General features: G+C 69.0%; 25 protein-coding genes. 7 read left to right on the top strand and 18 right to left on the bottom strand.

The genetic code is table 11. From position 1 onward, the window contains the following. Positions 1 to 18 precede the first annotated feature (18 nt). A complete protein-coding gene (locus Q9R27_RS04390; protein ID WP_311251118.1) occupies positions 19 to 2,058 on the top strand; it encodes a hypothetical protein in 2,040 nt (679 codons plus the stop codon). Here the strand turns inward: Q9R27_RS04390 and Q9R27_RS04385 are convergent. The 4 genes from Q9R27_RS04385 to coxB all read right to left on the bottom strand — a co-directional run bounded on the left by Q9R27_RS04385 (position 2,047) and on the right by coxB (position 6,467). Further along, positions 2,047 to 3,225, bottom strand: coding sequence for an Ig-like domain-containing protein (locus tag Q9R27_RS04385; protein ID WP_311251117.1), 1,179 nt, complete (start codon positions 3,223 to 3,225; stop codon positions 2,047 to 2,049). The two genes, Q9R27_RS04390 and Q9R27_RS04385, sit on opposite strands and share 12 nt — an antisense overlap. A 184-nt stretch (positions 3,226 to 3,409) precedes the next feature. Further along, positions 3,410 to 3,826 (bottom strand): cytochrome c oxidase subunit 4, encoded by a 417-nt coding sequence (locus tag Q9R27_RS04380; protein ID WP_311251116.1) that lies wholly within the window; start codon positions 3,824 to 3,826, stop codon positions 3,410 to 3,412. Then, a complete protein-coding gene (ctaD, locus tag Q9R27_RS04375; protein WP_397219646.1) occupies positions 3,826 to 5,472 on the bottom strand; it encodes a cytochrome c oxidase subunit I in 1,647 nt (548 codons plus the stop codon). The genes Q9R27_RS04380 and ctaD overlap by 1 nt, the downstream gene beginning before the upstream one ends. A gap of 110 nt (positions 5,473 to 5,582) precedes the next feature. After that, complete coding sequence (gene coxB, locus Q9R27_RS04370) at positions 5,583 to 6,467, bottom strand: cytochrome c oxidase subunit II (RefSeq protein WP_311251115.1); 885 nt, start codon at positions 6,465 to 6,467, stop codon at positions 5,583 to 5,585. 123 nt (positions 6,468 to 6,590) lie between these two features. Here coxB and Q9R27_RS04365 point away from each other — a divergent pair, with 123 nt between their 5' ends. Together Q9R27_RS04365 and Q9R27_RS04360 are read left to right on the top strand one after the other, a co-directional pair. Beyond that, positions 6,591 to 7,706 carry an aminotransferase class V-fold PLP-dependent enzyme gene (locus Q9R27_RS04365; protein ID WP_311251114.1) on the top strand — a complete coding sequence of 372 codons (1,116 nt, stop codon included), beginning with the start codon at positions 6,591 to 6,593 and terminating at the stop codon, positions 7,704 to 7,706. Beyond that, positions 7,703 to 7,969, top strand: a complete 267-nt coding sequence (locus Q9R27_RS04360) for a sulfurtransferase TusA family protein (protein ID WP_311251113.1) — start codon at positions 7,703 to 7,705, stop codon at positions 7,967 to 7,969. The genes Q9R27_RS04365 and Q9R27_RS04360 overlap by 4 nt, the downstream gene beginning before the upstream one ends. A gap of 13 nt (positions 7,970 to 7,982) precedes the next feature. Here Q9R27_RS04360 and Q9R27_RS04355 read toward each other — a convergent pair whose 3' ends face one another. Beyond that, complete coding sequence (locus Q9R27_RS04355; RefSeq protein ID WP_311251112.1) at positions 7,983 to 8,969, bottom strand: carbohydrate kinase family protein; 987 nt, start codon at positions 8,967 to 8,969, stop codon at positions 7,983 to 7,985. Between the two features lie 64 nt (positions 8,970 to 9,033). Here Q9R27_RS04355 and Q9R27_RS04350 point away from each other — a divergent pair, with 64 nt between their 5' ends. Beyond that, a complete protein-coding gene (locus tag Q9R27_RS04350; protein WP_311251111.1) occupies positions 9,034 to 9,249 on the top strand; it encodes a hypothetical protein in 216 nt (71 codons plus the stop codon). A gap of 155 nt (positions 9,250 to 9,404) precedes the next feature. Here Q9R27_RS04350 and erpA read toward each other — a convergent pair whose 3' ends face one another. Further along, positions 9,405 to 9,767 (bottom strand): iron-sulfur cluster insertion protein ErpA, encoded by a 363-nt coding sequence (erpA, locus tag Q9R27_RS04345; RefSeq protein WP_311251110.1) that lies wholly within the window; start codon positions 9,765 to 9,767, stop codon positions 9,405 to 9,407. A gap of 106 nt (positions 9,768 to 9,873) precedes the next feature. After that, positions 9,874 to 10,962: a glycerate kinase gene (locus Q9R27_RS04340; RefSeq protein WP_311251109.1), complete on the bottom strand. Its 1,089-nt coding sequence runs from the start codon at positions 10,960 to 10,962 to the stop codon at positions 9,874 to 9,876. 57 nt (positions 10,963 to 11,019) lie between these two features. On the opposite strand from Q9R27_RS04340, the gene Q9R27_RS04335 reads away from it, so the two are divergent. Both Q9R27_RS04335 and nadA read left to right on the top strand, forming a co-directional pair. After that, positions 11,020 to 11,898 (top strand): GNAT family N-acetyltransferase, encoded by an 879-nt coding sequence (locus Q9R27_RS04335; protein WP_311251108.1) that lies wholly within the window; start codon positions 11,020 to 11,022, stop codon positions 11,896 to 11,898. Between the two features lie 30 nt (positions 11,899 to 11,928). Continuing rightward, positions 11,929 to 13,104, top strand: coding sequence for a quinolinate synthase NadA (gene nadA, locus Q9R27_RS04330; RefSeq protein WP_311251107.1), 1,176 nt, complete (start codon positions 11,929 to 11,931; stop codon positions 13,102 to 13,104). A gap of 13 nt (positions 13,105 to 13,117) precedes the next feature. On the opposite strand, the gene Q9R27_RS04325 is transcribed toward nadA, so the two are convergent. Genes Q9R27_RS04325 through Q9R27_RS04300 form a run of 6 tightly spaced genes read right to left on the bottom strand, consistent with a single transcriptional unit; the run spans position 13,118 to position 17,798 of the window. Next, positions 13,118 to 14,641, bottom strand: a complete 1,524-nt coding sequence (locus tag Q9R27_RS04325) for an SPFH domain-containing protein (RefSeq protein WP_311251106.1) — start codon at positions 14,639 to 14,641, stop codon at positions 13,118 to 13,120. An 18-nt stretch (positions 14,642 to 14,659) separates the two neighbouring features. Further along, positions 14,660 to 15,148, bottom strand: a complete 489-nt coding sequence (locus Q9R27_RS04320) for a hypothetical protein (RefSeq protein WP_311251105.1) — start codon at positions 15,146 to 15,148, stop codon at positions 14,660 to 14,662. Between the two features lie 52 nt (positions 15,149 to 15,200). Further along, on the bottom strand, positions 15,201 to 15,779 hold the full coding sequence (locus tag Q9R27_RS04315; protein ID WP_311251104.1) for a PspA-associated protein PspAB: 579 nt from the start codon (positions 15,777 to 15,779) through the stop codon (positions 15,201 to 15,203). After that, on the bottom strand, positions 15,779 to 16,720 hold the full coding sequence (gene htpX / locus Q9R27_RS04310; RefSeq protein ID WP_311251103.1) for a zinc metalloprotease HtpX: 942 nt from the start codon (positions 16,718 to 16,720) through the stop codon (positions 15,779 to 15,781). Before htpX ends, Q9R27_RS04315 begins: the two co-directional genes overlap by 1 nt. A gap of 11 nt (positions 16,721 to 16,731) precedes the next feature. Then, entirely contained in the window at positions 16,732 to 17,010 is a 279-nt protein-coding gene (locus Q9R27_RS04305) for a PspA-associated protein PspAA (RefSeq protein ID WP_311251102.1), read from the bottom strand. Next, a complete protein-coding gene (locus Q9R27_RS04300) occupies positions 17,007 to 17,798 on the bottom strand; it encodes a PspA/IM30 family protein (RefSeq protein ID WP_311251101.1) in 792 nt (263 codons plus the stop codon). Before Q9R27_RS04300 ends, Q9R27_RS04305 begins: the two co-directional genes overlap by 4 nt. Before the next feature lie 164 nt (positions 17,799 to 17,962). Between Q9R27_RS04300 and Q9R27_RS04295 the strand changes: the two genes are divergently transcribed. Beyond that, positions 17,963 to 18,556, top strand: a complete 594-nt coding sequence (locus Q9R27_RS04295) for a DUF3043 domain-containing protein (RefSeq protein WP_311251100.1) — start codon at positions 17,963 to 17,965, stop codon at positions 18,554 to 18,556. A gap of 13 nt (positions 18,557 to 18,569) precedes the next feature. Here Q9R27_RS04295 and Q9R27_RS04290 read toward each other — a convergent pair whose 3' ends face one another. The 5 genes from Q9R27_RS04290 to paaA are packed head-to-tail and all read right to left on the bottom strand — an operon-like array spanning position 18,570 to position 22,154. Further along, positions 18,570 to 19,643: a 2Fe-2S iron-sulfur cluster-binding protein gene (locus tag Q9R27_RS04290; protein ID WP_311251099.1), complete on the bottom strand. Its 1,074-nt coding sequence runs from the start codon at positions 19,641 to 19,643 to the stop codon at positions 18,570 to 18,572. After that, complete coding sequence (paaD, locus tag Q9R27_RS04285; RefSeq protein ID WP_311251098.1) at positions 19,644 to 20,156, bottom strand: 1,2-phenylacetyl-CoA epoxidase subunit PaaD; 513 nt, start codon at positions 20,154 to 20,156, stop codon at positions 19,644 to 19,646. Continuing rightward, positions 20,153 to 20,911: a 1,2-phenylacetyl-CoA epoxidase subunit PaaC gene (paaC, locus tag Q9R27_RS04280; RefSeq protein WP_311251097.1), complete on the bottom strand. Its 759-nt coding sequence runs from the start codon at positions 20,909 to 20,911 to the stop codon at positions 20,153 to 20,155. Before paaC ends, paaD begins: the two co-directional genes overlap by 4 nt. After that, positions 20,908 to 21,189: a 1,2-phenylacetyl-CoA epoxidase subunit PaaB gene (paaB, locus tag Q9R27_RS04275; protein ID WP_311251096.1), complete on the bottom strand. Its 282-nt coding sequence runs from the start codon at positions 21,187 to 21,189 to the stop codon at positions 20,908 to 20,910. The genes paaC and paaB overlap by 4 nt, the downstream gene beginning before the upstream one ends. Beyond that, entirely contained in the window at positions 21,186 to 22,154 is a 969-nt protein-coding gene (gene paaA, locus Q9R27_RS04270; protein ID WP_311251095.1) for a 1,2-phenylacetyl-CoA epoxidase subunit PaaA, read from the bottom strand. The genes paaB and paaA overlap by 4 nt, the downstream gene beginning before the upstream one ends. Between the last annotated feature and the right edge of the window lie 55 nt (positions 22,155 to 22,209).

Below are 22,209 nucleotides of genomic sequence, written 5' to 3'. Positions count from 1 at the left end.
GCCTAGGATGTGGGAGCGATGCCCACGACGACGAGGACAGGCGTGCACGAGGAGACGAAACCGGCCGCTGCAGGCAGCAGGTGGCCGGCGCCGCCAGTGTGGCTCCTCTGGATCGCCGGCGCGATCAGCCTGACCGGACTCGCCATCCTCATCACCGGAGCCATCCGCACCGGCGTCACCGTCGACGAAACCTTCCACACCGCCCGCCTCCACAACTACCTCACCCACGGCTGGTACCTCCTCGACGACGACCTCACCACCCACGGCACCCCCGGCACCTGGGTCGAAGACCGCTACGTCTACGGACCCATCACCGCACTCCTGGCCCACCTCGCCAACACCCTCACCGGCAACGAAACCTGGACAACCGTCTCCACCACCACCAACGCCTACCTCATCCGCCACCTCACCATCGCCACCATCGCCATCGCCGGCACCACCGCAACCGCCACCATCACCCGCATCATCACCGGCACCTGGCGCTGGGCCCTCATCACCACCGCCATCCTCCTCAGCCTCCCCATGTGGACCGGCCACGCCATGTTCAACATCAAGGACATCCCCGTCGCCACCGGCTACACCCTCTTCACCCTCGCCTGCATCCACACCCTCACCCACACACACCAGCGCCCCTGGCGCCACCACCTCACCACCCTCGCCCTCGCCTACACCGGCATCCTCCTCACCCTCGGCACCCGCCCCGCCCTCTGGCCCGGCCTCGGCGCCACCGGAGCACTCCTCGTCCTCCACCTCACCCTCCACCGCACCACCACCCCCCACCCCTGGCGCCCCCTCACCCCACCCCTGGTCGCCACCGCACTCGCCCTCACCACCCTCGCCCTCACCTACCCCAACCTCTACACAAACCCCCACTGGCTCCTCGACTCCGCCACCGAATCCGCCGGCTATGAGGGCGTGCGCTCCTGGACGCTGCTGCCGGGCTATGCCGTGGGCACGGTCCCGGACCTGCTCCTGCTCCTGGGCGTGGTGGGCTGCCTGGTTGGCTTCGGTGCCTGGTGCCTGCGGCTCCCCAGGTGGGACGCGCAACACACGAAGGTGGCCATGGTGGCCGCGCAAGCGCTCCTGCTGCCCACGCTGATCTGGCTCCAGGCCTCCCATGTGAGCGGCGGCCTGCGGCACGTCCTCTTCGCCATCCCGGCCGTCGCCATCCTGATCACCCTCGGCACCGCCACGCTGATGGGAACCTTCCGTGCCCGGGCGCGCCAGGCGGTTTCCGGGGTCGCTGTCGCCGGCATGCTGTTGCCGACTGTGGCGATGGTGCAACTCTTCCCCTACGCCTACGGGTACGCGAACGTCTCCTCATCGTTCCTGGACGTCCAGAAGTCCGCGCCCGACTTCTGGCAGGCGAGCCTGCGCGAGTATGCCGATGACCTGCCGGCGGGTTCGTTCATCGTCTGTGGGGTGATGGCGGATGCTGCTGGTCGGCCGCTGCGCCACATGCCGCCCGGGGGCCAGTCCTGGCTGGTCCTGGGCCACGACTGCGCGCGCGGCCCGCTCAGCGTCCTGGCCCCCTTCCTCGAGCCGTCGACCGACGACGGCATGGTGGATGCTGACTTCGTCGCGTTCACCATCTATCCGGACCAGGAGATCCAGGGGTGTGAGGAAATCGGGCGCGTCACCCGCAAGCGGCTGCTGACCGACGTGATCATGTCGCGCGGATTCCTGTGCCCCCTGGTGCTGCCCCCCTATCGGGGCCCGGTCGACCTGGCACCCACCCAGAGCACCACTCCCTGGCTGCTGGATGGCTGGGGCGGACCCAGCGGCAACACCTGGATCACCGCGACCGGTCCAGCCAGCCTCGGCTTCGCCGACCACCTGGCCGGACGCGACCTGCAGGTGCGGCTCACCGGGACTGCCGACGGACCGGTCGCCTTCCGGGTCAACAACGAACCCGCCACGGCACGAGAGACCGCTGACGGCTGGATGGTCGACGTGCCCGGCGTACGCCGTGACCTGGGCAGCCCGGCCAACGTGGTGATCACCGTCGTACCTGCAGCGGACGAGGTCCGCCTGACCCGGATGGAGCTAGAGCGCTGAACCCTCGGCGTACTCGGAGAAGGATGCGTTCCAGTCACCGTAGCCGTTGTAGAGGGTCATCGGGCGGTCAGTGCCGGTGAACTCCACGACGTCACCGCGCTTGGAGAGGTCGTAGAGCCACTTTGCGTCGGCCAGGCTCATCCCGGTGCACCCGTGTGAGACGTTGGCGCTGCCCTGGGAGCCGGCGGACCAAGGCGCGGCATGGATGAACTCCCCGCTGTTGGTCACCCGCATGGCGTATTCGACGTTCGCGATGTCATAGGACTCTGCGGAACCCGCAGGGATGCCGACGGTCTCGGAGTTCATCCGCTTGCGGCGGTGCTTCTCCATGATCACCTTCACGCCGCTGCGGGTGGTGAACCCGTCCTTGCCGGTGGTGATCTGCATGGTGCGCACGAGCTTGCCGTTCACGTAGGTCTGCATGGTGTGCGCGGCTGCATCCACCTTGCTCACCACCGCCTCCCCGACGTCGAAGGAGATGTTGCGCGCGTCCTGTCCATAGATGCCGTTGCCGGCCGGGAGCGCGTTGATGTCGAGGTCGACCTGCACCTTCGTGCCCGGCTGCCAGTATTCGGCCGGGCGGTAGTGCACCTCGTGGTCGCTGACCCAGTGCCAGGATCCCTCCTGGGCAGGCGTGCTGGTCACGCTCATGTGCTCCTCGAAGGTGGCATGGTCGCTCACCGCGAGGTCGAAGTGGACCACCACCGGCATGCCGATCCCGACCGTCTCGCCGTCCAGCGGGGCGATCGAGGCGAAGGTCTGCTGGTCGAGCGTGAGTTCCTCGGTGGTGAACTCGCGTGAGAACTGCTCGGTGCCACCGGCCTCGTTGCGGGCCACCGCGGCCAGGGTGTACGTCGTGCCGGGCTCGAGGCGCTCGCTGGCCGTCCATCCGGCACCCGCCTCGGCAAGGTCCCCTGCAATCTGGTTGCCCTCGCCGTCACTCAGCGTGACCTTCTCCAGCACGCCGCCGATCGCCTCGAAGCTGACCAGGGTGTCGACCGGCACCTCGGCCATGTCATCGACATTCGACGCCAGCTGGACCGGTTCGGTCGTCGGGCTCGGCTCGTGCGAGGAACGCGTGTCACCGGGGGCGTTGCTGCGTTGGTCCGCATCAGCACCGGTGCAGGCAGAGAGGGCACCGACGACGAGGGCCGTCGCAGCGGCCATGCCGAGCGTACGGCGGAGGCGCTGGTGCGCCAGCGATGGGGACATTCTCGTGCTCCCGGGGGCGGACTGGAGGGATGTGCGCGGTCGGCGCAACCATCACAGGGTACTCGCCAGCACCGACAGCACGAATCCCGCGGACCGGGTGAAGGTGCTCACACGCTCCGCGGGATCCGCAACGGGTCGATCAGTGGGCGAACTCGCCCCGGTAGTACTCGAAGATCCAGCCGCACAGGGCCAGGACACCGAAGGCGAGCCCGATGATCAGCAGCCACCAGGCGGCGAACGCCACCGCGATCGTGCAGGTCGCCATCGTGACGCTGCACCACAGCGGCCACCAGGAGTACGGTGGGAAGAAGCCGAGCTCTCCGGCGCCGTCGGCGATCTCGCCGTCCTTGCGGTCCTCGGGACGGGCGTCCATCTTGCGGGCGTGGAGCCCCAGGTAGATGGTGATCATGCCGACCAGCAGGGTGGTCATCACCAGGGCCGTGGTGCCGGTCCAGTCCGCGCCGGTGTCACCGGCCTCGGTGATGAACCAGTACGCCGGCGCCACCAGGCCGAAGAAGATCGTGCAGGCGGCGAAGACGAGTGTTTCTGACTTCATCAGGCGTTGCCCTCCGGCTTGTCGTTCGTGCGCTCGTCGAGCATGGCTTCACGGCCATCGACGGTCGGCGCGTCGGCCAGTTCACCCTCGCGCATCGCGTCGTTCTCCTCGAGCTCCAGCGCTGCGATCTCCGGGTGGTGGAGGTCGAAGGCAGGCGACTCCGAGCGGATCCGCGGGATGGAGTGGAAGTTGTGGCGCGGCGGCGGCGAGCTGGTGGCCCACTCGAGCGAGCGGCCCCAACCCCACGGGTCGTCGACGTTCACCATCGGCTTCTTCGAGGTGATGTACATGTTGTAGAAGAACGGCAGGGTCGAGGCCGCGAGCAGGAACGCACCCACGGTGGAGACCTGGTTCAACACGGTGAAGCCGTCATCGGGCAGGTAGTCGGCGTAGCGGCGCGGCATGCCCTCGACACCCAGCCAGTGCTGGACCAGGAAGGTGAGGTGGAAGCCGACGAAGAGCAGCCAGAAGTGGAGCTTGCCCAGTCGCTCGTCGAGCATCTTGCCGGTCATCTTCGGCCACCAGAAGTAGAAGCCGGCGAACATCGCGAAGACGACGGTGCCGAAGACCACGTAGTGGAAGTGCGCCACCACGAAGTAGGAGTCCGAGACGTGGAAGTCCAGCGGCGGGCTGGCCAGGATGACGCCGGTCAGGCCACCGAAGAGGAAGGTGGTCAGGAAGCCGACGGTCCACAGCATCGGGGTGTCGAAGGATATGGATCCACCCCACATCGTCCCGATCCAGTTGAAGAACTTCACACCTGTTGGCACGGCGATCAGGAATGTCATGCCGGAGAAGAAGGCCAGGTTGACCTCACCGGTGACGTACATGTGGTGCGCCCACACGGCGACCGAGAGGAGCGCGATCGCCAGGGTGGCGCCGACCAGGCCGACGTACCCGAAGACCGGCTTGCGGCTGAAGACCGGCAGGATCTCGGTGACGATGCCGAAGAACGGCAAGGCGATGATGTACACCTCTGGGTGTCCGAAGAACCAGAACAGGTGTTGCCACAGGATCGCGCCGCCATGGCTGGCGTCGAAGACATGGGCGCCCAGTATTCGGTCGGCCTCCAGCATCAGCAGTGCGCCACCGAGAATCGGGAAGACGAGCAGGGCGAGCAGGCTGGTGATCAGCACGTTCCAGGTGAAGATCGGCATCCGGAACATGGTCATGCCCGGTGCGCGCATGCACACGATCGTGGTGATGAAGTTGACCGCACCGAGGATGGTGCCGATACCGGCCATCCACAGGCCCATGATCCACAGGTCGCCACCGATGCCCGGCGAGCGGAGCGAGCTCGACAGCGGTGCATAGCCGAACCAGCCGAACGAGGCCGCGCCCTGCGGGGTCAGGAAGCCACTTGCGGCGATCAGGCCGCCCCACAGGAACAGCCAGTAGCTGAACATGTTGAGGCGCGGGAAGGCCACATCGGGCGACCCGATCTGGATCGGCATGATCACGTTCGCGAAGCCGACGAAGAGCGGCGTCGCGAAGAGCAGCAGCATGATCGTGCCGTGCATCGTGAAGAGCTGGTTGTAGGTCTCGTCGGAGACCACCTGGTTGCCCGGGAACGCGAGCTCCGAGCGGATCATCAGCGCCATGATGCCGCCCAGGATGAACCAGGCGAACGACGTGACGAGGTACATCTTGCCGATCAGCTTGTGATCGGTGGTGGTGAGCAGCTTGAAGATCTGCTTGCCCAGCGGCTTGCGCTCGGGCAGTTCCACATCAGTGGATGGCCGTGCGGCAGTGGCGGTCACTCTTCGCCTCCGTGGTTGGTGTTGGCATTTGCCTGCGTGACGGCGTCCGAACCACCGAGAAGCGGCGCGTCTGCAGTGAAGCCGTCGGCCTCGAGCTGCGCCAGGTAGGCGGCGTACTCGTCAGCGGTGACGACCTTGACATCGAAGAGCATCCGGGAGTGGTAGGTGCCACACAGCTCGGCGCACTTGCCCTTGAAGGTGCCGACCTTGGTGGGGGTCACCTGGAAGGAGTTGCGCTCCTCACCGGCCTGGCCGGGGATGACATCCATCTTCATCAGGAACGCCGGGATCCAGAACGAGTGGATCACGTCGGGCGAGGAGAGCTTGAACTCGGTGGTCTTGTCCACCTCGAGGACCAGCGTCGGGATCTTGGAGGCGGTGCCGCTGGTGTAGTGGACCGGGCCCTCCAGGTCCTTCGGGTCATCGCTGTGGTTGAAGGTCCACGACCACTGCTGGCCGACCACCTGGACCACGTGGTCCGGGTCCGGGTCGTGCTCGAGGATCTTGTTCTGCACCTCTACGGTGTGGAAGAAGAAGACCAGGACCATGATCACCGGGAAGATCGTGTAGAAGACCTCGACCGGGAGGTTGTAGCGCGTCTGCACCGGGATCTCGTCCTCGCTGCGGCGCCGGAAGCGCCAGGAAGCGAAGAAGATCAGGAACCAGACCACGGCACCGGTGATCAGCAGCGCGATCCACGCCCACTTCCACAGTTCGGCAATGTGGACGGCCTGCTCGGTGGCAGGCGACGTCGCCGGCATGGCCCAGCGCTCTGCCTGGGCCTTGTCCTCGGCGGAACAGGAACCAACGAGCAGGAGGCTGGAACCCAGCATCGTGCCAGCTGCCACCCGCTGGACACGCTTCGGGAGTTGCAGACCCACGAACGAGCCTCTCTCTAAGACTTCACGGAATTACAACGAACATTAGCGGACCCCGAGCCGGGTTGGGGCAGGAGGGCACGGGTATGTTCCCGGCTGTGAGCAAAACCTCGGAGCCCAACCCTCGTGGCTGATTCCCGATACTTCGACTCCGCCTCCTCCGAGCCGCTCCATCCGGCGGCCCGTGACACGCTCCTGGCCGCCCTGGAACACGGGTACGCCGACCCCCGCCGCCTGCACGACCAGGCCCGCAACTCCCGCCTGATGCTCGAGAACGCACGCGAGGTGATCGCGAACTGCCTGGCGGTCCGTGCCGACGAGGTGACCTTCACCCCGAGCGGCACCCACGCCGTCCACCTGGGCGTGCTCGGCCTGCTGGCCGCCCGCACCCGCACCAGCGACCTGTTGGTGCACAGCGCGGTCGAACACTCCTCGGTCGTGCACGCCGGCAGGTGGCACGAGGCCCGCGGCGGCCGGGTGGCCCGGATCGAGGTGGACGCCACCGGACGCGTCCAGCCCGGCCTGCCCGACGAGCCGGTCGGAGTGATCGCCCTGCAGAGCGCCAACCACGAGGTCGGCACCCTCCAGCCCGTCGCCGAGGTGGCCGCCTCCACCGACGCTCCGCTCTTCACCGACGCGTGCGCTTCGGCCGGCCGCGTCGCGCTCCCGGAAGGGTGGGCCGCCGCCGCGGTCTCGGCGCACAAGTGGGGAGGCCCGGCCGGCGTCGGGGCACTCCTGGTCCGCAAGGGCACCCGGTGGCGCAACCCGTTCCCCGGCGACGACCGGGTCGACGAGCACGGCACCGGCTTCGAGAACGTCCCCGCTGCACTCGCCGCAGCAGCCGCACTCCAGGCCGTGGTCGCCGAGCGCGAGGAGACCGCGGCCCACCAGGCGGCCCTGATCGACGAGATCCGCGCCGAGGTGGCCCGCACCGTCCCCGACGTCGAGGTCGTCGGCGACCCGGACGACCGCCTGCCGCACCTGGTCACCTTCTCCTGCCTCTACGTCGACGGCGAAGCGCTGGTGGGCGAGCTCAACCGGCGCGGCTTCTCGATCGCCTCCGGGTCCGCCTGCACCTCCTCCGCGCTGGAACCGAGCCATGTCCTGGCCGCGATGGGCGTGCTCACCCACGGCAACGTCCGCCTCTCCCTGACCCGCGATGCCACCCGGGAGGACGTGGCCGCCTTCCTGGCCGCGCTGCCCGACGTCGTACGCGACCTGCGTGCGGAGGCCGGGCTGTGAACGGAACGGACGGCGCCCCGGGGGCCCAGGAATGGCTGGAACTGGACTGCCGGCAGATGCGGTGCCCGGCACCCATCATCGAACTCGCCCGCCACATCGGCGACGTGGCGGTCGGCCAGCTCATCGGGGTCGCGGCCACGGACGTCGCCGCACGGATCGACGTACCGGCGTGGTGCCGGATGCGGGGCCACGAGTACGCCGGGGAGGCCACCGCCGACGACGGCGTACCGGTCTTCCTGGTCCGCCGGACCGACGCCCGCTGACCCCCGCCCCGCGTCAGCCGCGGATGGTGACCAGGTGCGGCTCGATGTCCTTGACCGCCTCGGCACCGTAGGTGTCCTCGAGGCGCTGCAGGAAGGCCGCCCGGCCCAGCGTGTATTCCTGGGTGCCGACCTGCTCCACCACGTGCACTGCCAGCAGGCAGCCCAACTGGGCCGCGCGGGTGAGGTCCAGGTCCCAGGTCAGGGCCGCCAGGAAGCCGGCACGGAAGGCGTCGCCGACGCCGGTGGGCTCGACTGCCTGTACGTCGGGGACCGCGGCGACCGTGATGGTCTCCTCGCCCTTGCGCTCGATGCGGACGCCCGCGGCGCCCAGGGTCACCACCCAGGTGCCCACCCGGTCCAGGACCTCCTCGGTGGACCAGCCGGTCTTCTGGGTGATCAGCGAGGCCTCGTATTCATTGGAGAAGAGGATGTGCGCACCGTCGATGAGCTGGCGGATCAGCGGCCCCTCGCCGAAGGCGAGTTGCTGGGACGGGTCTGCGACGAAGCGGTAGCCGCGCGAGCGGCACTCGTCGGTGTGGCGCAGCATCCCCTCCGGGTCGTCCGGCCCGATCAGCACGTAGTCCGGACCGCCGACGCGGTCCACGATCGGCTTGAGCTCGATCTCACGCGACTCACTCATCGCCCCGGCATAGAACGAGGCGATCTGGGCGTGGGCGGCGTCGTTGGTGCACACGAAGCGGGCGGTGTGCCGGGTCTCGGAGACGTGCACCGAGTCGCAGTCCACGTTGTGCCGCTCCAGCCAGGCGCGGTAGTCGGCGAAGTCCTCGCCGACGGCGCCGACCAGGATCGGGCGCAGGCCCAGGTTGCCGAGCCCGAAGCTGATGTTGGCGGCGCAGCCACCGCGGCGTACCTCGAGGTCCTCGACCAGGAAGGAGACGCTCAGCTTGTCCAGTTGATCGACCACGAGCGAGTCGGAGAACTTGCCCGGGAAGGTCATCAGGTGGTCGGTCGCGATGGAGCCCGCAATCAGCAGTGACATGTTGCCGAACACTACTAGTCGGTACCGGTTGGAGTACCAATTGGTAACGAATAGCGTCGACGTCATGAGCATTCTTGCCGGCAGCAGCACGCCGTACGCAGAGGCCGAGACGCCCACCCAGATGCACGCCGACTGCCGGGCCGTCGGTGCCCGCCTGCGGATCCCCGCACCCCGGGCCGTCGACCGCGCCGCGGCCCCCGTCGAGCACCCGCCGACCCAGTGGCAGGTCTCGGACCGGGCAGCCCACCTCGCCTCGGGGTTGCACCTGCACCTCGACTGAGACTTCCGGCGCGCAAGCCCCTCTCCCTGGGCCCCTCCCTCACCCGCGCGCCGGGCACCCATGACGAAGCCCCCGCCGATGTTCGGCGGGGGCTTCGTCTGTGTTGCTTCCTCTGTGTTGCTTCGTCTGTGTTGCTTCGTCTGTGCCGCTTCGGCTCAGTGGAACGAGTCGCCGCAGGCACACGAGCCGGTGGCGTTGGGGTTGTCGATCGTGAAGCCCTGCTTCTCGATGGTGTCGACGAAGTCGATCACCGCACCGTTGAGGTAGGGAACGCTCATCCGGTCGACCACGACGTTGACGCCGTCGAAGTCGGTGACCACGTCGCCGTCGAGGCTCCGCTCGTCGAAGAAGAGCTGGTAGCGCAGGCCCGAGCAGCCACCGGGCTGCACGGAGATCCGCAGGGCCAGGTCATCGCGGCCCTCCTGCTCGAGGAGACTCTTCACCTTGGTCGCCGCCACCGACGAAAGGTTGATCTGGTCCGTGCGGTGCTCGCCGGCCGTGTCGAGCTGCTCAGTCATCTCTGCTCCCAATCAGGTGTCGCCCAAGGAATCTTGGCTCTTCAATGGACCCAATCCTCCCACACGCGTGGTTATTCCCCCAGCTGCGACCGAATCATTGCGAACCTCACTGTGGGGACCAGGAGCGCGCCACCCGCCGGGCGAGCTGGGCCAGGGACGGGCCCGGCTCGGCGAACGCCGGCCCGGCGCCGACCAGGTCCACCACCGAGTACGCCGACTCGATGCCCAGCGCGCGCATCTCGCGCGCCCCGATCATCACCTGCCCGGCCAGCGCCACGCACGGGCGCAGCGCCTCGCCGGCAATCGTCGCGACGCCGTGGGGCACCTTGCCCGAGCGGCTGGAGAAGTCGAAGGCGCCCTCGCCGGTGATCACCAGGTCCGCCCGGCGCGCCCGCTCGGCCAGGCCGACCGCGTCGGCGACCAGTTCGATGCCCGGCGTACGGGTGGCGCCGAGCAACATCAGCGCAAAACCCAGTCCGCCGGCCGCGCCCGCGCCCTTCTCCAGCGCCATCCGCCGACCGGCCACCGCGGCGTACTCGGTCAGGATCGCGTCGACAGCAACCAGTCGCTCCTCGCTGATCCCCTTCTGCGGGCCGAAGGTCTTGGTGGCGCCGAAGAGCCCGGTCAACACGGTGTCCACGTCGCTGGCGACCACCAGGCGTACGCCGTCGACCCTGTCCGCGGCCCCGGACAGGTCCAGGGTGGAGAGGCCGATCAGCCCGGCCACCCCCTGGTCGAGCGGCTCGTCCCCCACCGCGCCGAGCGCCGCGAGCAGGCCCGCTCCCCCGTCGTTGGTCCCCGAACCGCCCAGGCCCACCACGACGGTGCGGGCACCCGCGTCGACGGCACGCGCCAGCAGTTCGCCCACGCCGTACGTGTTGGCCCGCTCCGCATCCCGGCCGCCGACCAGGTCGCGGCCACAGGCCTGCGCGGACTCGACATAGAAGGTGTCCCCGACACCCAGGATGGTGGCCGGTGTCGGGGAGTCGAACGGCCCCCGGACCGTCACCGCGAGGAGTTCCCCGCCCAGGGCGGCGTGGAGTACGTCGACGAACCCCGGGCCGCCGTCGGCCATCGGGCACAGGTCGAGTTCGTCATCGGGCGCATGCTCGGCCCAGCCGGTCGCGATCGCCTCGGCCGCCTCCAGGGAGGTCAGGGTGCCGGCGAACTTGTCCGGGGCGATGAGGACACGCATGGCCCCATCCTGCACCCGGGGCCCGGCGCCACCGGATCTGGCATGGTTTGAGCCATCATGCTGATCCGCCCTGCCCGCGAGGATGACCTGGAGGCCATGGAGCGTCTCACTGCGCTCAGTTTCCACCTGGTCGACCAGCGGTTGATGCCCCGCGAACTCCCGGTGCCCGAGCAACGCACCGCCGCAGCGGGAGCGAACTGGATCCGTCGCACCCGGCACACCCTGCGCACCGATCCGGGCGGCTGCTGGGTGGCCGAGGTCGACTCCGAGGTGGTCGGCTGCGCGATCTCCCGGGTCCGGGAACTGATGTGGATCCTGTCGTCCTTCGCCGTCTCCCCGGAATTGCAGGGCCGGGGCATCGGTGCCCAGTTGCTGGCTGCCTCGATGCAGCACGGCGAGCACTGCCTGCGGGGAATGCTGGCTGCCTCCGCCGATCCGGCCGCGGTGCGCCGCTATCGCCTGGCCGGCTTCACCCTGCACCCGCAGATGCAGGTGCGCGGGACCGTTGAGCGCAGCGTGCTGCCGGTGGTCGACCGGGTCCGTGAGGGCAGCGCCGGCGACGTCGACCTGCTCGACTCACTCGATCGGCGCACCCGGGGCGCCGCACACCTGAGCGACCACGAGTTGCTGCTGGCCCAATACCGCCTGCTGGTCGCGGATCGTCCGAGTGGCCAGGGGTATGCGTACGTCGACGCCACCGGCGCGCCGGTGCTGCTCGCCGCCACCACGCGGCGTACTGCTGTGGACCTGGCCTGGGAGGCGCTGGCCGCCAGTTCCCCCGAGGTGCCCCTAGAGATCGCCCACCTGACCGATGTGAATGCGTGGGCACTCGACGTCGCCGTGGCGGCGCGCCTCTCGATCCATCAGGGCGGCTACCTGTGCCTGCGTGGGATGAAGCCGCCTGCGCCGTACATCCACCACGGCTCGCTGCTCTGAGCAGAAGGGGGCGGGCCTAGGATGGGGCGCATGACCACCGTGGAACTCCCCCTCCTCCCCCTCGGCAAGGACAAGGACCTCGACGCGGAGCGTGGCGTCGAGTGCCCCGGCGACCTGCCGCCGGCCTCCGACCCGGACCTGGTCGCGCGTGCCGAGGCGGCCAAGGCGAAGCTCGGTGACAAGGTCTTCATCCTCGGCCACCACTACCAGCGCGACGAGGTCATCCGGTTCGCCGACGTCACCGGCGACTCCTTCAAGCTCGCCCGCGACGCGGCGGCGCGTCCGCAGGCCGAATACATCGTCTTCTGCGGTGTGCACTTCATGGCCGAGTCGGCCGACATCCTCACCTCGCCGGCACAGAAGGTGATCCTGCCCGACCTGGCAGCCGGTTGCTCGATGGCCGACATGGCCCGCCTGGGCCAGGTCGAGGACGCCTGGGACGCGCTGGCCGATGCCGGGGTGCAGGACCGGGTCGTGCCGATCACCTACATGAACTCCAGCGCCGACATCAAGGCGTTCTGCGGGCGCAACGGCGGCGCCGTGTGTACGTCGTCCAACGCCGACGTCGCCCTGGAGTGGGCGTTCGAGCAGAAGGAGGACGCGAAGGTCCTCTTCTTCCCCGACCAGCACCTGGGCCGCAACACCGCCGTGCTGAAGATGGGCTTCTCCCTCGACGACTGCGTGGTGTGGAACCCGCTGCTGCCCGGCGGCGGGCTCAGTGCCGAGCAGTTGCGCGCGGCGAAGATGATCCTGTGGAAGGGCCACTGCTCGGTGCACGGGCGGTTCAGCCCCGACGTGATCGACGAGCTGCGCGCCCAGGATCCCGAGATCAACATCCTGGTCCACCCCGAGTGCAAGTACGAGGTAGTGACCAAGGCTGACTACGTCGGCTCGACCGAGTTCATCATCAAGACCATCGAGGCGGCGCCTGCCGGCTCCAGCTGGGCGATCGGCACCGAGCTCAACCTGGTCAAGCGCCTGGCCGACGCCCACCCGGACAAGTCCATCGCCTTCCTCGAGCGGACCGTCTGCTTCTGCTCCACGATGAACCGGATCGACCTGCCGCACCTGGTCTGGACCCTGGAGTCGCTGGTCGAGGGCAACGAGGTCAACGTGATCGAGGTCGATCCCGCGACCATGCGCGAGGCCGACGTCGCCCTGCAGCGGATGCTCGACCTGCCCGGCCGGACCGCGGCGAAGGACTGAGGCGGCCGGGGCCTCAGGCCTCCCCGAGGGGTACGACGTCGCCCTGGGCGTCCTGCCCCGGCTCGCCCTCTGCGCGCTGGGCGAACCCCTGGAGCATCCGCTCCACGTCAACCCCGGTCATGTTCTTGAGCAACTCCATGACCTGGTACATGTTGTTGGTGACCTGCCGGGGCAGTTCGCCGGCGCCCTCGGTGGAGACGATGGTCAGCTTGTCGATGTTGGACATCGGGGCCGCCACCTCGCCGGCCACCTTGGGCATGATCTCGATCAGCATCTGCAGCACGGCCGCGTCGTTGTACTGCTCGAACGCTTCCGCCTTCTTGTTCATCGCCTCGGCCTCGGCCTCACCGCGGGCCAGGATCGCAGCAGCCTCTGCCTCACCCTCGGCACGGACCGCATCGGCCTCCGCGACACGACGGGCCTTCTCGGCCTCACCGCGCTTGGCGCCCTCGATCGCCTCGGCCTCGGCGAGCGCCTCACGCCGCGACTTCTCACCGACACCGGTGAGCCGGTCACGCTCGGCCTCGGCCTCGGCCTTGGCGATCGCGGCCAGCTTGGCAGCGTCAGCGTCGAAGACCTGCGAGTTGCGACGCCCCTCCGCCTCGGTCTCCACCCGGTAGCGCTCGGCGTCGGCGGGCTTGCGGACCTCGGTGTCCAGCTGGCGCTCCTTCAGCGCGGCCTGGCGCTCGGCGACCTTCTCCTGCTCGGCCAGGATGGCCTGGTCGCGATCGGCCTGGGCCAGCGGGCCGGCCGCGGCAGCAGTGGCCAGGGCGGCATCGGTCTCGGCCTTGATCTCGGCCTCCTTCAGCGCCAACTCCCGCTGCGCGATAGCGATCTCCTGCTCGGCCGCGATCCGGGCCTGCTCGGAGGCCTGCCGTGCCTCCGCCTCGGCAATGGAGGCGATCTGGATCAACTTCGCTGCCTCGGGGCGGCCCAGGTCGGCCAGGTAGGAGCCGTCGTCGGTGATGTCCTGGATCTGGAAGGTGTCCAGGACCAGCCCCTGGCCGGTGAGCGAGGCCTCGGCCTCGTCAGCGACGCGCTGGGCGAAGGCGGCCCGGTCACGGATGATCTGCTCCACGGTCAGCGATCCGACGATGGAGCGCAGCGACCCGGCCAGGGTCTCCTGGGTGAAGGTCTCCACCTCGGACTGCTGGGTCAGGAAGCGCTGGGCGGCAGCCCGGATCGAGTCCTCGTTGCCACCCACCTTGACGATGGCAACGCCCTCGAGGTTGAGCTTGACCCCCTGGCCGGAGATGGCCCCGCGGATCTGCACCATGATCCGGCGCGAGGAGAGGTCGAGCGTGTGTGCCTTCTGCACGAACGGGATGACGAAGACACCGCCACCCATCACCACCTTCTGGCCGGACAGGTCGGTGGAGATCTGTCCGGTCTCGGGGTTCTTCACCGCCTTGCCCTTGCGGCCGGTGATGATGAAGGCCTCGTTGGGACCAGCCACCTTGTAGCGGGTGGTGACCAGGGCCCCGAGCAGGACCAGCAGGACGATGATGCCGACGACGGCAAGCAGGGTCGGGGACATGGGGACTCCTGGGTGGGATCAGGCGCGGCGCTCGACGAGCACCGCGGTGGCGGAGAGGATGGCCGTGATGGTGACCGGCGTACCGGTCGCGAGTCCGCCCTCGGCGCGGGCGTTGAGCTTGGTGATGTGACCGGCGACCACGATGGAGACTTCGCCATAACCGTCGTCGGGGATGGTGCTGATCACCGTGCCGGGGTGACCGGTCAGGTCACCGGTGCGCACGTTGGCCTCGTCGCCGCCCTGCTTGAGCCGGTACGACGCGAAGCCGGCGCCGGCGCCGACGACCAGGCCGGAGACGATGCCGATCGCCATCGAGGCGATCAGGTTGTCAGTGCTGTCGTAGGCCAACGCGCCGACGAACCCGAAGGCGCCGAGGAAGCCAGCCAGTGCGGCACCGGAGAAGAGGTCACCGCCGAAGTCGAAGAGACCGTCGAGCAGGTCGCCCAGGACGAGCGAGAAGACCAGGAGCAGGATGCCGACGGCACCGATGATGAGAAACGCGAACACGCCAGGCACCTTTCCCCGTTTGGATGGCGCCAACCCTAGCGGTTGGTGTCCCTCACAGGCCGGGTGCGCCCCAGAGGGCCAGCCACCGGGAGAGTTCCTTCTCCATCGGCAACTCGGCGGCGAGTGTGTCGCGGACCTGGATCTCGAGCAGGTTGTCGCGGCGCTGCCCGTCGGTGTCCTGCGGGGCGAACGGATAGAACGTGCCCTGCTTGTAGAGGTAGACCAGTCCGGCCCGGCGCCCCGATGCGTCCGCGAAGGAGATCAGGGAGCAGAGCAGGCCGCTGCCGAACCCCTGCTGCTCGAGGATGGTGTTGACCGCGTGCAGGTCGGTGCACAACCCTGCGGTGTCCTCGGGGTCACGGTGCACCACCAGCCAGGTGTAGCCGTAGGAGTCCGTGCTCACCTCGACCGCAGGCGCGTCCGGGGCGTCGTTGAGCAGGGAGACGATCTCCTCCTGCGCCTGGGAAAAGGCGGCACCGACCACTGCCCGATAGCAGACCGACCCGGTCCCGGTCGGGGCAAGGCCGGCCGCCGTCTGCAGGGTCACCGCGGCGCTGGGCACCATGAAGAGCGAGTCGAGCTTCGCCGGCGCCTGCTTCGAACGGCCCAGCACGGAACTCCAGAAGCCCATCAGCCCATCTGCCTTCCGAGCTCGGCCTGGATCCGCGCCAGTTGTTCCAGGCGCTGCTCCAGCGAGGGGTGGGTGGAGCTGAGCGTCTTCAGGCTCGCACCGCTGATCGCCGGGGCGATGAAGAACGCGTTCATCGCGCCGGTGGCGCGCAGGTCCTTCTGCGGGATAGCGGCCATCTCGCCGGTGATCTTCTGCAGCGCCGAAGCCAGTGCGGCAGGCTTCATGGTCAGGTAGGCACCAGCCCGGTCCGCGCAGAGTTCGCGATAGCGCGAGAGCATCCGGGTCAACACGAAGCTGACCGCGTAAACGATGAGGCTGACCAGGATCGCCACCAGGTAGAACGGCAGCGCACCGTTGTTGTTGTTGTTGCTCCGGCCCCGCCCGCCGAGCAGCGAGAGTCCGCCGTACTGGATGGACTGGGTGATCATGCCGGCCACGATCCCGGCCGAGGAAGCGACGGTCATCACCATCACGTCACGGTGCGCCACGTGGGAGAGCTCGTGGGCCAGGACGCCCTCGAGCTCTTCGGCCGAAAGGGTGCGCAGGATGCCGGTGGTCACGCAGACCACGGCGCGCTCGGGCGAGCGCCCGGTGGCGAACGCGTTGGGGAGGTCCATGTCGGCCACGCCCACCCGCGGCTTGGGCATGTCGGCCATGGCGCAGAGCCGGTCGATCATGCCGTGCAACTCGGGGGCCTCGGCCGGGGAGACCTCGCGGGCGCGCATCGCCCGCATCGCGACCTTGTCCGAGCTCCACCACTGGTAGAAGGCGATGCCGAGCCCGATCACGCCGATGATCGGGACCAGGCCGGCGTTGCCCGAACCCCATGCGGCGCCCATCAGGACCACCATGAAGACGACGAAGAGCGCCCCCAGCAAGAACATGGTGACCGTCATCCGGAAGGTGAGGCCACGATCCTTGATGAATCTCGAATGCGCCACGTGCGGTCAGCTCACCCGGGGATCAGGCCATCGTCGTTGAGCATGTCGCGGACCTCGTCGATGGTGGCGTCTGCCGGCGGCAGCACCACGTCGGAGGTCTCCAGCCCTTCGGCGTCGTGCGGGCTGCCGATGTTGCGGACCACCTCGAGCAGCTCGCCGAGGGCGGCCCGGAAGGCCGTCTCGTCACCCGACTCGACGGCGGCCTCGACCGCCTCGTCGAGACGGTTGAGTCGGTCGTTGGCGCTGTCGGCGACGTCGAACTGGCCCTCGCCCAGGATCCTGACGATCATGCCTGGCCCCCGTTCGACTCCTCGACCTTCTGCCCCTCGGCACGGAGGATGTCCCCCTCGGCGGCAGGTGCGTCGATGGCCTGCGGGGCCGCGCCGCCACCCTTGAGGGCAGCGAGTTCGGCCTCGACGTCGGCCTGGGAGCTCATCGACTCCAGTTCGCGGGCGATGTCGTCCTGTCCGCCGGGGTTCGACATGTCGTCGAGTGCGCCGCTGGCGAGCAACTCGTCGATGGCGCCGGCACGTGCCTGCATGCTGGCCGTCTTGTCCTCGGCGCGCTGGATCGCCATCCCGACGTCGCCCATCTCCTCGCCGATGCCGGAGAGCGCCTCGTTGATCTTGGTCTGGGCCTCGGCAGCGGTGTAGTTGGCCTTGATCGTCTCCTTGCGGGTGCGGAAGGACTCGATCTTGGCGTTCAGTCGCTGCTGGGCCAGGGTCAACTTCTCCTCCTCGCCCTGCAGGTTCGCGTGCTGCACCTTGAGGTCGTTGATCTGGCTGGTCAGGGCGGACTTGCGGGTCAGCGCCTCACGGGCGAGGTCCTCGCGGCCCATGTCCAACGCCTTCTGCGCCTGGGACTGGAGCTTGGCCTGCTGCTGCTCGAGCTGGTTGATCTGCAACTCGACGCGCTTGCGGCTGGTGGCCACGTCGGCCACGCCACGGCGTACCTTGGAGAGCAGTTCCAGTTGCCGCTGGTAGCTGTAGTCCAGCGTCTGGCGCGGGTCCTCGGCCCTGTCCAGGGCGGCGTTGGCCTTGGACCTGAAGATCATCGTGAATCGCTGCCACAGGCTCATCGGATGCGGATCCCCTCTGGTTCGTCGTCGTACGACGTGTGTTGTCTGGTCGGGATGGCTCTTTCTCCCGTCAACCCTAGGGCCAAACGCCAAGCCGGGCGACAGGCGGGGGCGCGGTAGGCTGGGCCGACCGCCGCATCCCCTCCCGACAAAGGCCGCCTGAGTTGTTCCGTCGCAAGACCACCGAAGAAGTGCCCGCGCAGACCGAGCCCCGCCCCGAGCGCCCCGGCAGCAAGGGCCGACCGACGCCGACCCGCAAGGAGGCCGAGGCCGCGGCACGGGAGCGCGCCAAGCTCGCCCAGGACCCCAAGGCGATGCGCAAGAAGCAGCGCGAGATGCGCGTCGAGTCGAGCCGCCAGGTCCGCCAGGCGCTCAAGTCGGGCGACGAGAAGTACCTCCCCGCCCGCGACCAGGGGCCGGTACGCCGCTTCATCCGCGACTTCGTGGACTCGCGCCTGGGCTTCACCGAACTGCTGGCCCCGATGCTGTTGCTGATCATCATCCTCGGCACGGGGGTCCTGGGCGAGAACATGCGCCTCTTCTCCTCCACGCTGTGGATCGTCACGATCATCCTGGTCATCCTCGACATCGGCTGGCTCCGGTTCCGGGTGCGGCGCGAGGTGCGGGCCCGCTTCCCTGAGGAGTCGCTCAAGGGCGTGGTCTGGTACGCCGTGATGCGTGCGGTGAACATGCGCTTCCTGCGCCTGCCCAAGCCGCAGCGGAAGATCGGCGAGGCGCTGCCCGAGCGCTACCGCTGATCCACCCGCGGCCTCAGCCGTCGTAGTCGAGGACCACCCTGGCCGAGGTCGGGTGGGCCTGGCACGTGAGCACGTACCCCGCCGCGACCTCATCGGGCTCCAGGGCCCAGTTGGTCTCCATCTCCACCGTGCCCTCGACCACGCGGGCGCGGCAGGTGCCACAGACACCACCGCGGCAGGCGAACGGCAGGTCGCCCCGGCGGGCCAGTGCCGCGGTGAGCACCGGTTCACCGGCGCCGTCGAGGGAGAGCGTGGTGCTGCGTCCATCGAGGCGGATGGTGACCTCGCACTCCGCCGCCCCGCTCCCCTCATCCACCGCGGCGCCAACCTTCCCCGGTTGTCTGGGGCCGGGCTCGGCATGGAAGAGCTCGGTGTGCACCCGGGTGGCCCCGAGGTCGGCCAGGGTCGCGGCAAGGTCGACGACCATCGCCTGCGGACCGCACAGGAACCATTCGTCGACCGTGTCGACGTCGATCAGGGTCGCGGCCAGCTGCCGTAGCCGCTCGCCGTCGAGCCGTCCGGAGAGGAGCTCGGCCTCCTGCTGCTCGCGGGAGAGCACGTGCACCACCCGGAAGCGGTCCGGGAACCGGTCCTTCACCTCGTGGACCTCGTCCAGCAGCATCGCCGAGGCATGGGTGCGGTCGGCCTGGACCAGGGTCACCCGGGAGGCAGGTTCGCCCTCGAGCAGGGCCCGGGCGATCGGCAGCACCGGGGTGATCCCCGAGCCGGCCGCTATCGCGACGTACTCCTTGCAGGCACCGACCTCCGGGCGGGCAACGAACCGGCCGGTCGGCGTCATCACCTCGAGCGTGTCGCCCGGGTGCAGGTGCGGCAGCACGCCGGTGGAGAACCAGCCGTCAGGAAGTTGCCGGATGCCGACCTGCAGTTGGCCGGCGGCCGGGCTCGCGCAGATCGAGTAGCTGCGGCGTACGCCGTCGGCGCAGCACAGGGTCAGGTGCTGGCCGGGTTCGAAGGCGAAGGCGTCGGCCAGCTCCGGGGGTACGTCGAGGGTCAGCGCCATCGCGTCCTCGGCAAGCGGCTCCACCCGGGCCACCAGCAGGGCGTGGCTGGTGGCGGGGCCTGCCATTCAGATGGCCTTGAACGACTCGAACGGCTCCAGGCAGTCGCGACACACCCACAGCGCCTTGCAGGAGGTGGCCCCGAAGCGGCTCGTCTCCCTGGTCCGGCTGCTGTCGCACCGCGGGCACCGGGCACCCAGGGGCAGCGCCACCGGATCGCTGGCGGCCTGACCACGGGCGCCCGGGGCCCGCTGCGGCGGGACGATCCCGTTGGCGGCCAGCTTGGTGCGACCGAGCGGCGTCACCCAGTCACTGCTCCAGGCCGGGGCCAGCACGAACTCGACGTCGACATGCCAGAAGCCGGCCTCGGTGAGCACCCGGATGATGTCATCGCGGATCGTCTCCATCGCCGGGCAGGCCGAGTAGGTCGGGGTGATCGTCACGTGGACCGATCCCTGGTCGTGCTCCACGACGTCACGCAGGATGCCCAGGTCCTCGATGGTCACCACCGGCATCTCCGGGTCGGGGATGGAGCGGACCAGGGACCAGGCACGGGTGCGGACCATGCTGGGGGCGCTCACCACGTCGCTCCCGGGTGGGACCGGGCAAGGTGCTGCATCTCGGCGAGCAGGTAGCCCATGGACTCGGTGTGCAGTCCGCTGCGGCCCCGGGAAATGACCGGTGGCACGTCGGGGACGGCAAGGGTGGCGGTGGCCAGGACCTGTTCCAACTGTTCCTCCACTGATGTCCGCAGGGCGGCCGGGTCGACAGCCACGCCTGACTCGATCAACTCTCCCGCGACGAAGGAGCTGTCGTAGAGCTCCTCGCGCCACGGCCATTCGTGGTCCAGCGCTGCCTGCATGCGCCGGTGGGACTCCTCCGTCCCGTCCCCCAACCGCACGACCCAGGAGCGGGCGTGGTCGAGGTGGTAGGCGGTCTCCTTGACGGCCTTGGCCGCGACCGCGGCCAGGGTGGCGTCCCTGCTCCCCCGCAGCGCGTCGTACAGCGTGTGCTGCCAGGTGGCGAGGACGAGCAGGCGTGCCATCGTCACCCCGAAGTCCGCCTGCTCCCGCTCGACGAGGCAGACGTTGCGGAACTCGCGCTCGTCGCGGAAGTAGGCCAACTGGTCCTCGTCACGCCCGTCGGCAGTGCCGGCGTACGAGAGCAGGGCGCGGGCCTGGCCGAGCTGGTCGAGGCCGATGTTGGCCAGCGCCACGTCCTCCTCCAGCATCGGTGCCCGGCTGATCCACCAGCCCAGTCGCTGGGCCGAGACCAGGGCGTCGTCGGCCAGCGCGAGTGCATAGGTGGCGGTGTCGGGGTGGAGCCGGGTGGTCACAGGTGCGGCACCCTCTCGGGGACCTCGTAGAAGGTCGGGTGGCGATAGGCCTTGTCCGCTGCAGGGTCGAAGAAGGAGTCCTTCTCGTCCGGGCTGCTCGCGGTGACCTGGGCCGAGGGGACGACCCAGATCGAGACGCCTTCCTGACGGCGGGTGTAGACGTCGCGGGCGTTGCGCAGCGCCATCTCGGCGTCGGCGGCGTGCAGTGATCCGGCGTGGACGTGGGAGAGGCCGCGCCGGGAACGGATGAAGACTTCCCACAACGGTTCGCGGTTCATGCGGCACCCTCCTGCGTGGCCTGCCGCTCGGCGTACGCCGCGGCGGCCTCGCGGACCCAGGCGCCGTCGGCATGTGCCTGCACCCGGTGTGCGATCCGCTGGGCGTTGCACGGGCCCTTGCCGGCGACGACGTCGAACAACTCGGCGAAGTCGGGGGTGGCGAAGTCGTAGTGGCCGCGCTCGTCGTTCCAGGCGATCGTGTCGTCGGGCAGGGTGAGGCCGAGGGCCTGCGCCTGGGGCACCGTCATGTCGACGAACTTCTGGCGCAACTCGTCGTTGCTGAACCGCTTGATCCCCCAGGCCATCGAGCGTGCCGAGTTGGGCGAGTCGTCGTCGGGAGGACCGAACATCATCAGGCTCGGCCACCAGTAGCGGTCGACCGCGTCCTGGGCCATCGCCTTCTGGGCCGGGGTGCCGTGGGCCAAGGTGTGCAGGATGTCGAAGCCCTGCCGCTGGTGGAACGACTCCTCCTTGCAGACCCGGACCATGGCGCGCGCATAGGGGCCGTAGGAGCAGCGGCACAGGGGCACCTGGTTGACGATCGCTGCGCCGTCGACCAGCCAGCCGATGGCGCCGGTGTCGGCCCAGGTCAGCGCCGGGTAGTTGAAGATCGAGGAGTACTTCTGCCGGCCGTCGTGGAGTTGGTCGAGCAGGTCCGCGCGGTCGACACCAAGCGTCTCCGCAGCCGCGTAGAGGTAGAGCCCGTGCCCTGCCTCGTCCTGGACCTTGGCCATCAGGATCGCCTTGCGCCGCAGGCTCGGCGCCCGGGAGATCCAGTTGCCCTCCGGCTGCATCCCGATGATCTCCGAGTGGGCATGCTGGGCGATCTGGCGGACCAGGGTGCGACGGTAGCCCTCGGGCATCTCGTCGCGGGGCTCGATCCGGCCACCATCGGCCAGGACCCGACGGAACGACTCTGTCCCCTGCTCCCCGGTGACAGGGGTCGAGAAGTCGTTGCCGTACATGTGACGAGGGTAACAGTCCTTGTTACGAATTTGTCCACCCGACGAGGGCGTGCGT

Source organism: Nocardioides sp. AE5 (assembly GCF_031844485.1).
GTDB lineage: Bacteria > Actinomycetota > Actinomycetes > Propionibacteriales > Nocardioidaceae > Nocardioides.
Note: the sequence above shows the minus strand (reverse complement) of the source record. Positions and strands in the feature narration are given on the sequence as shown.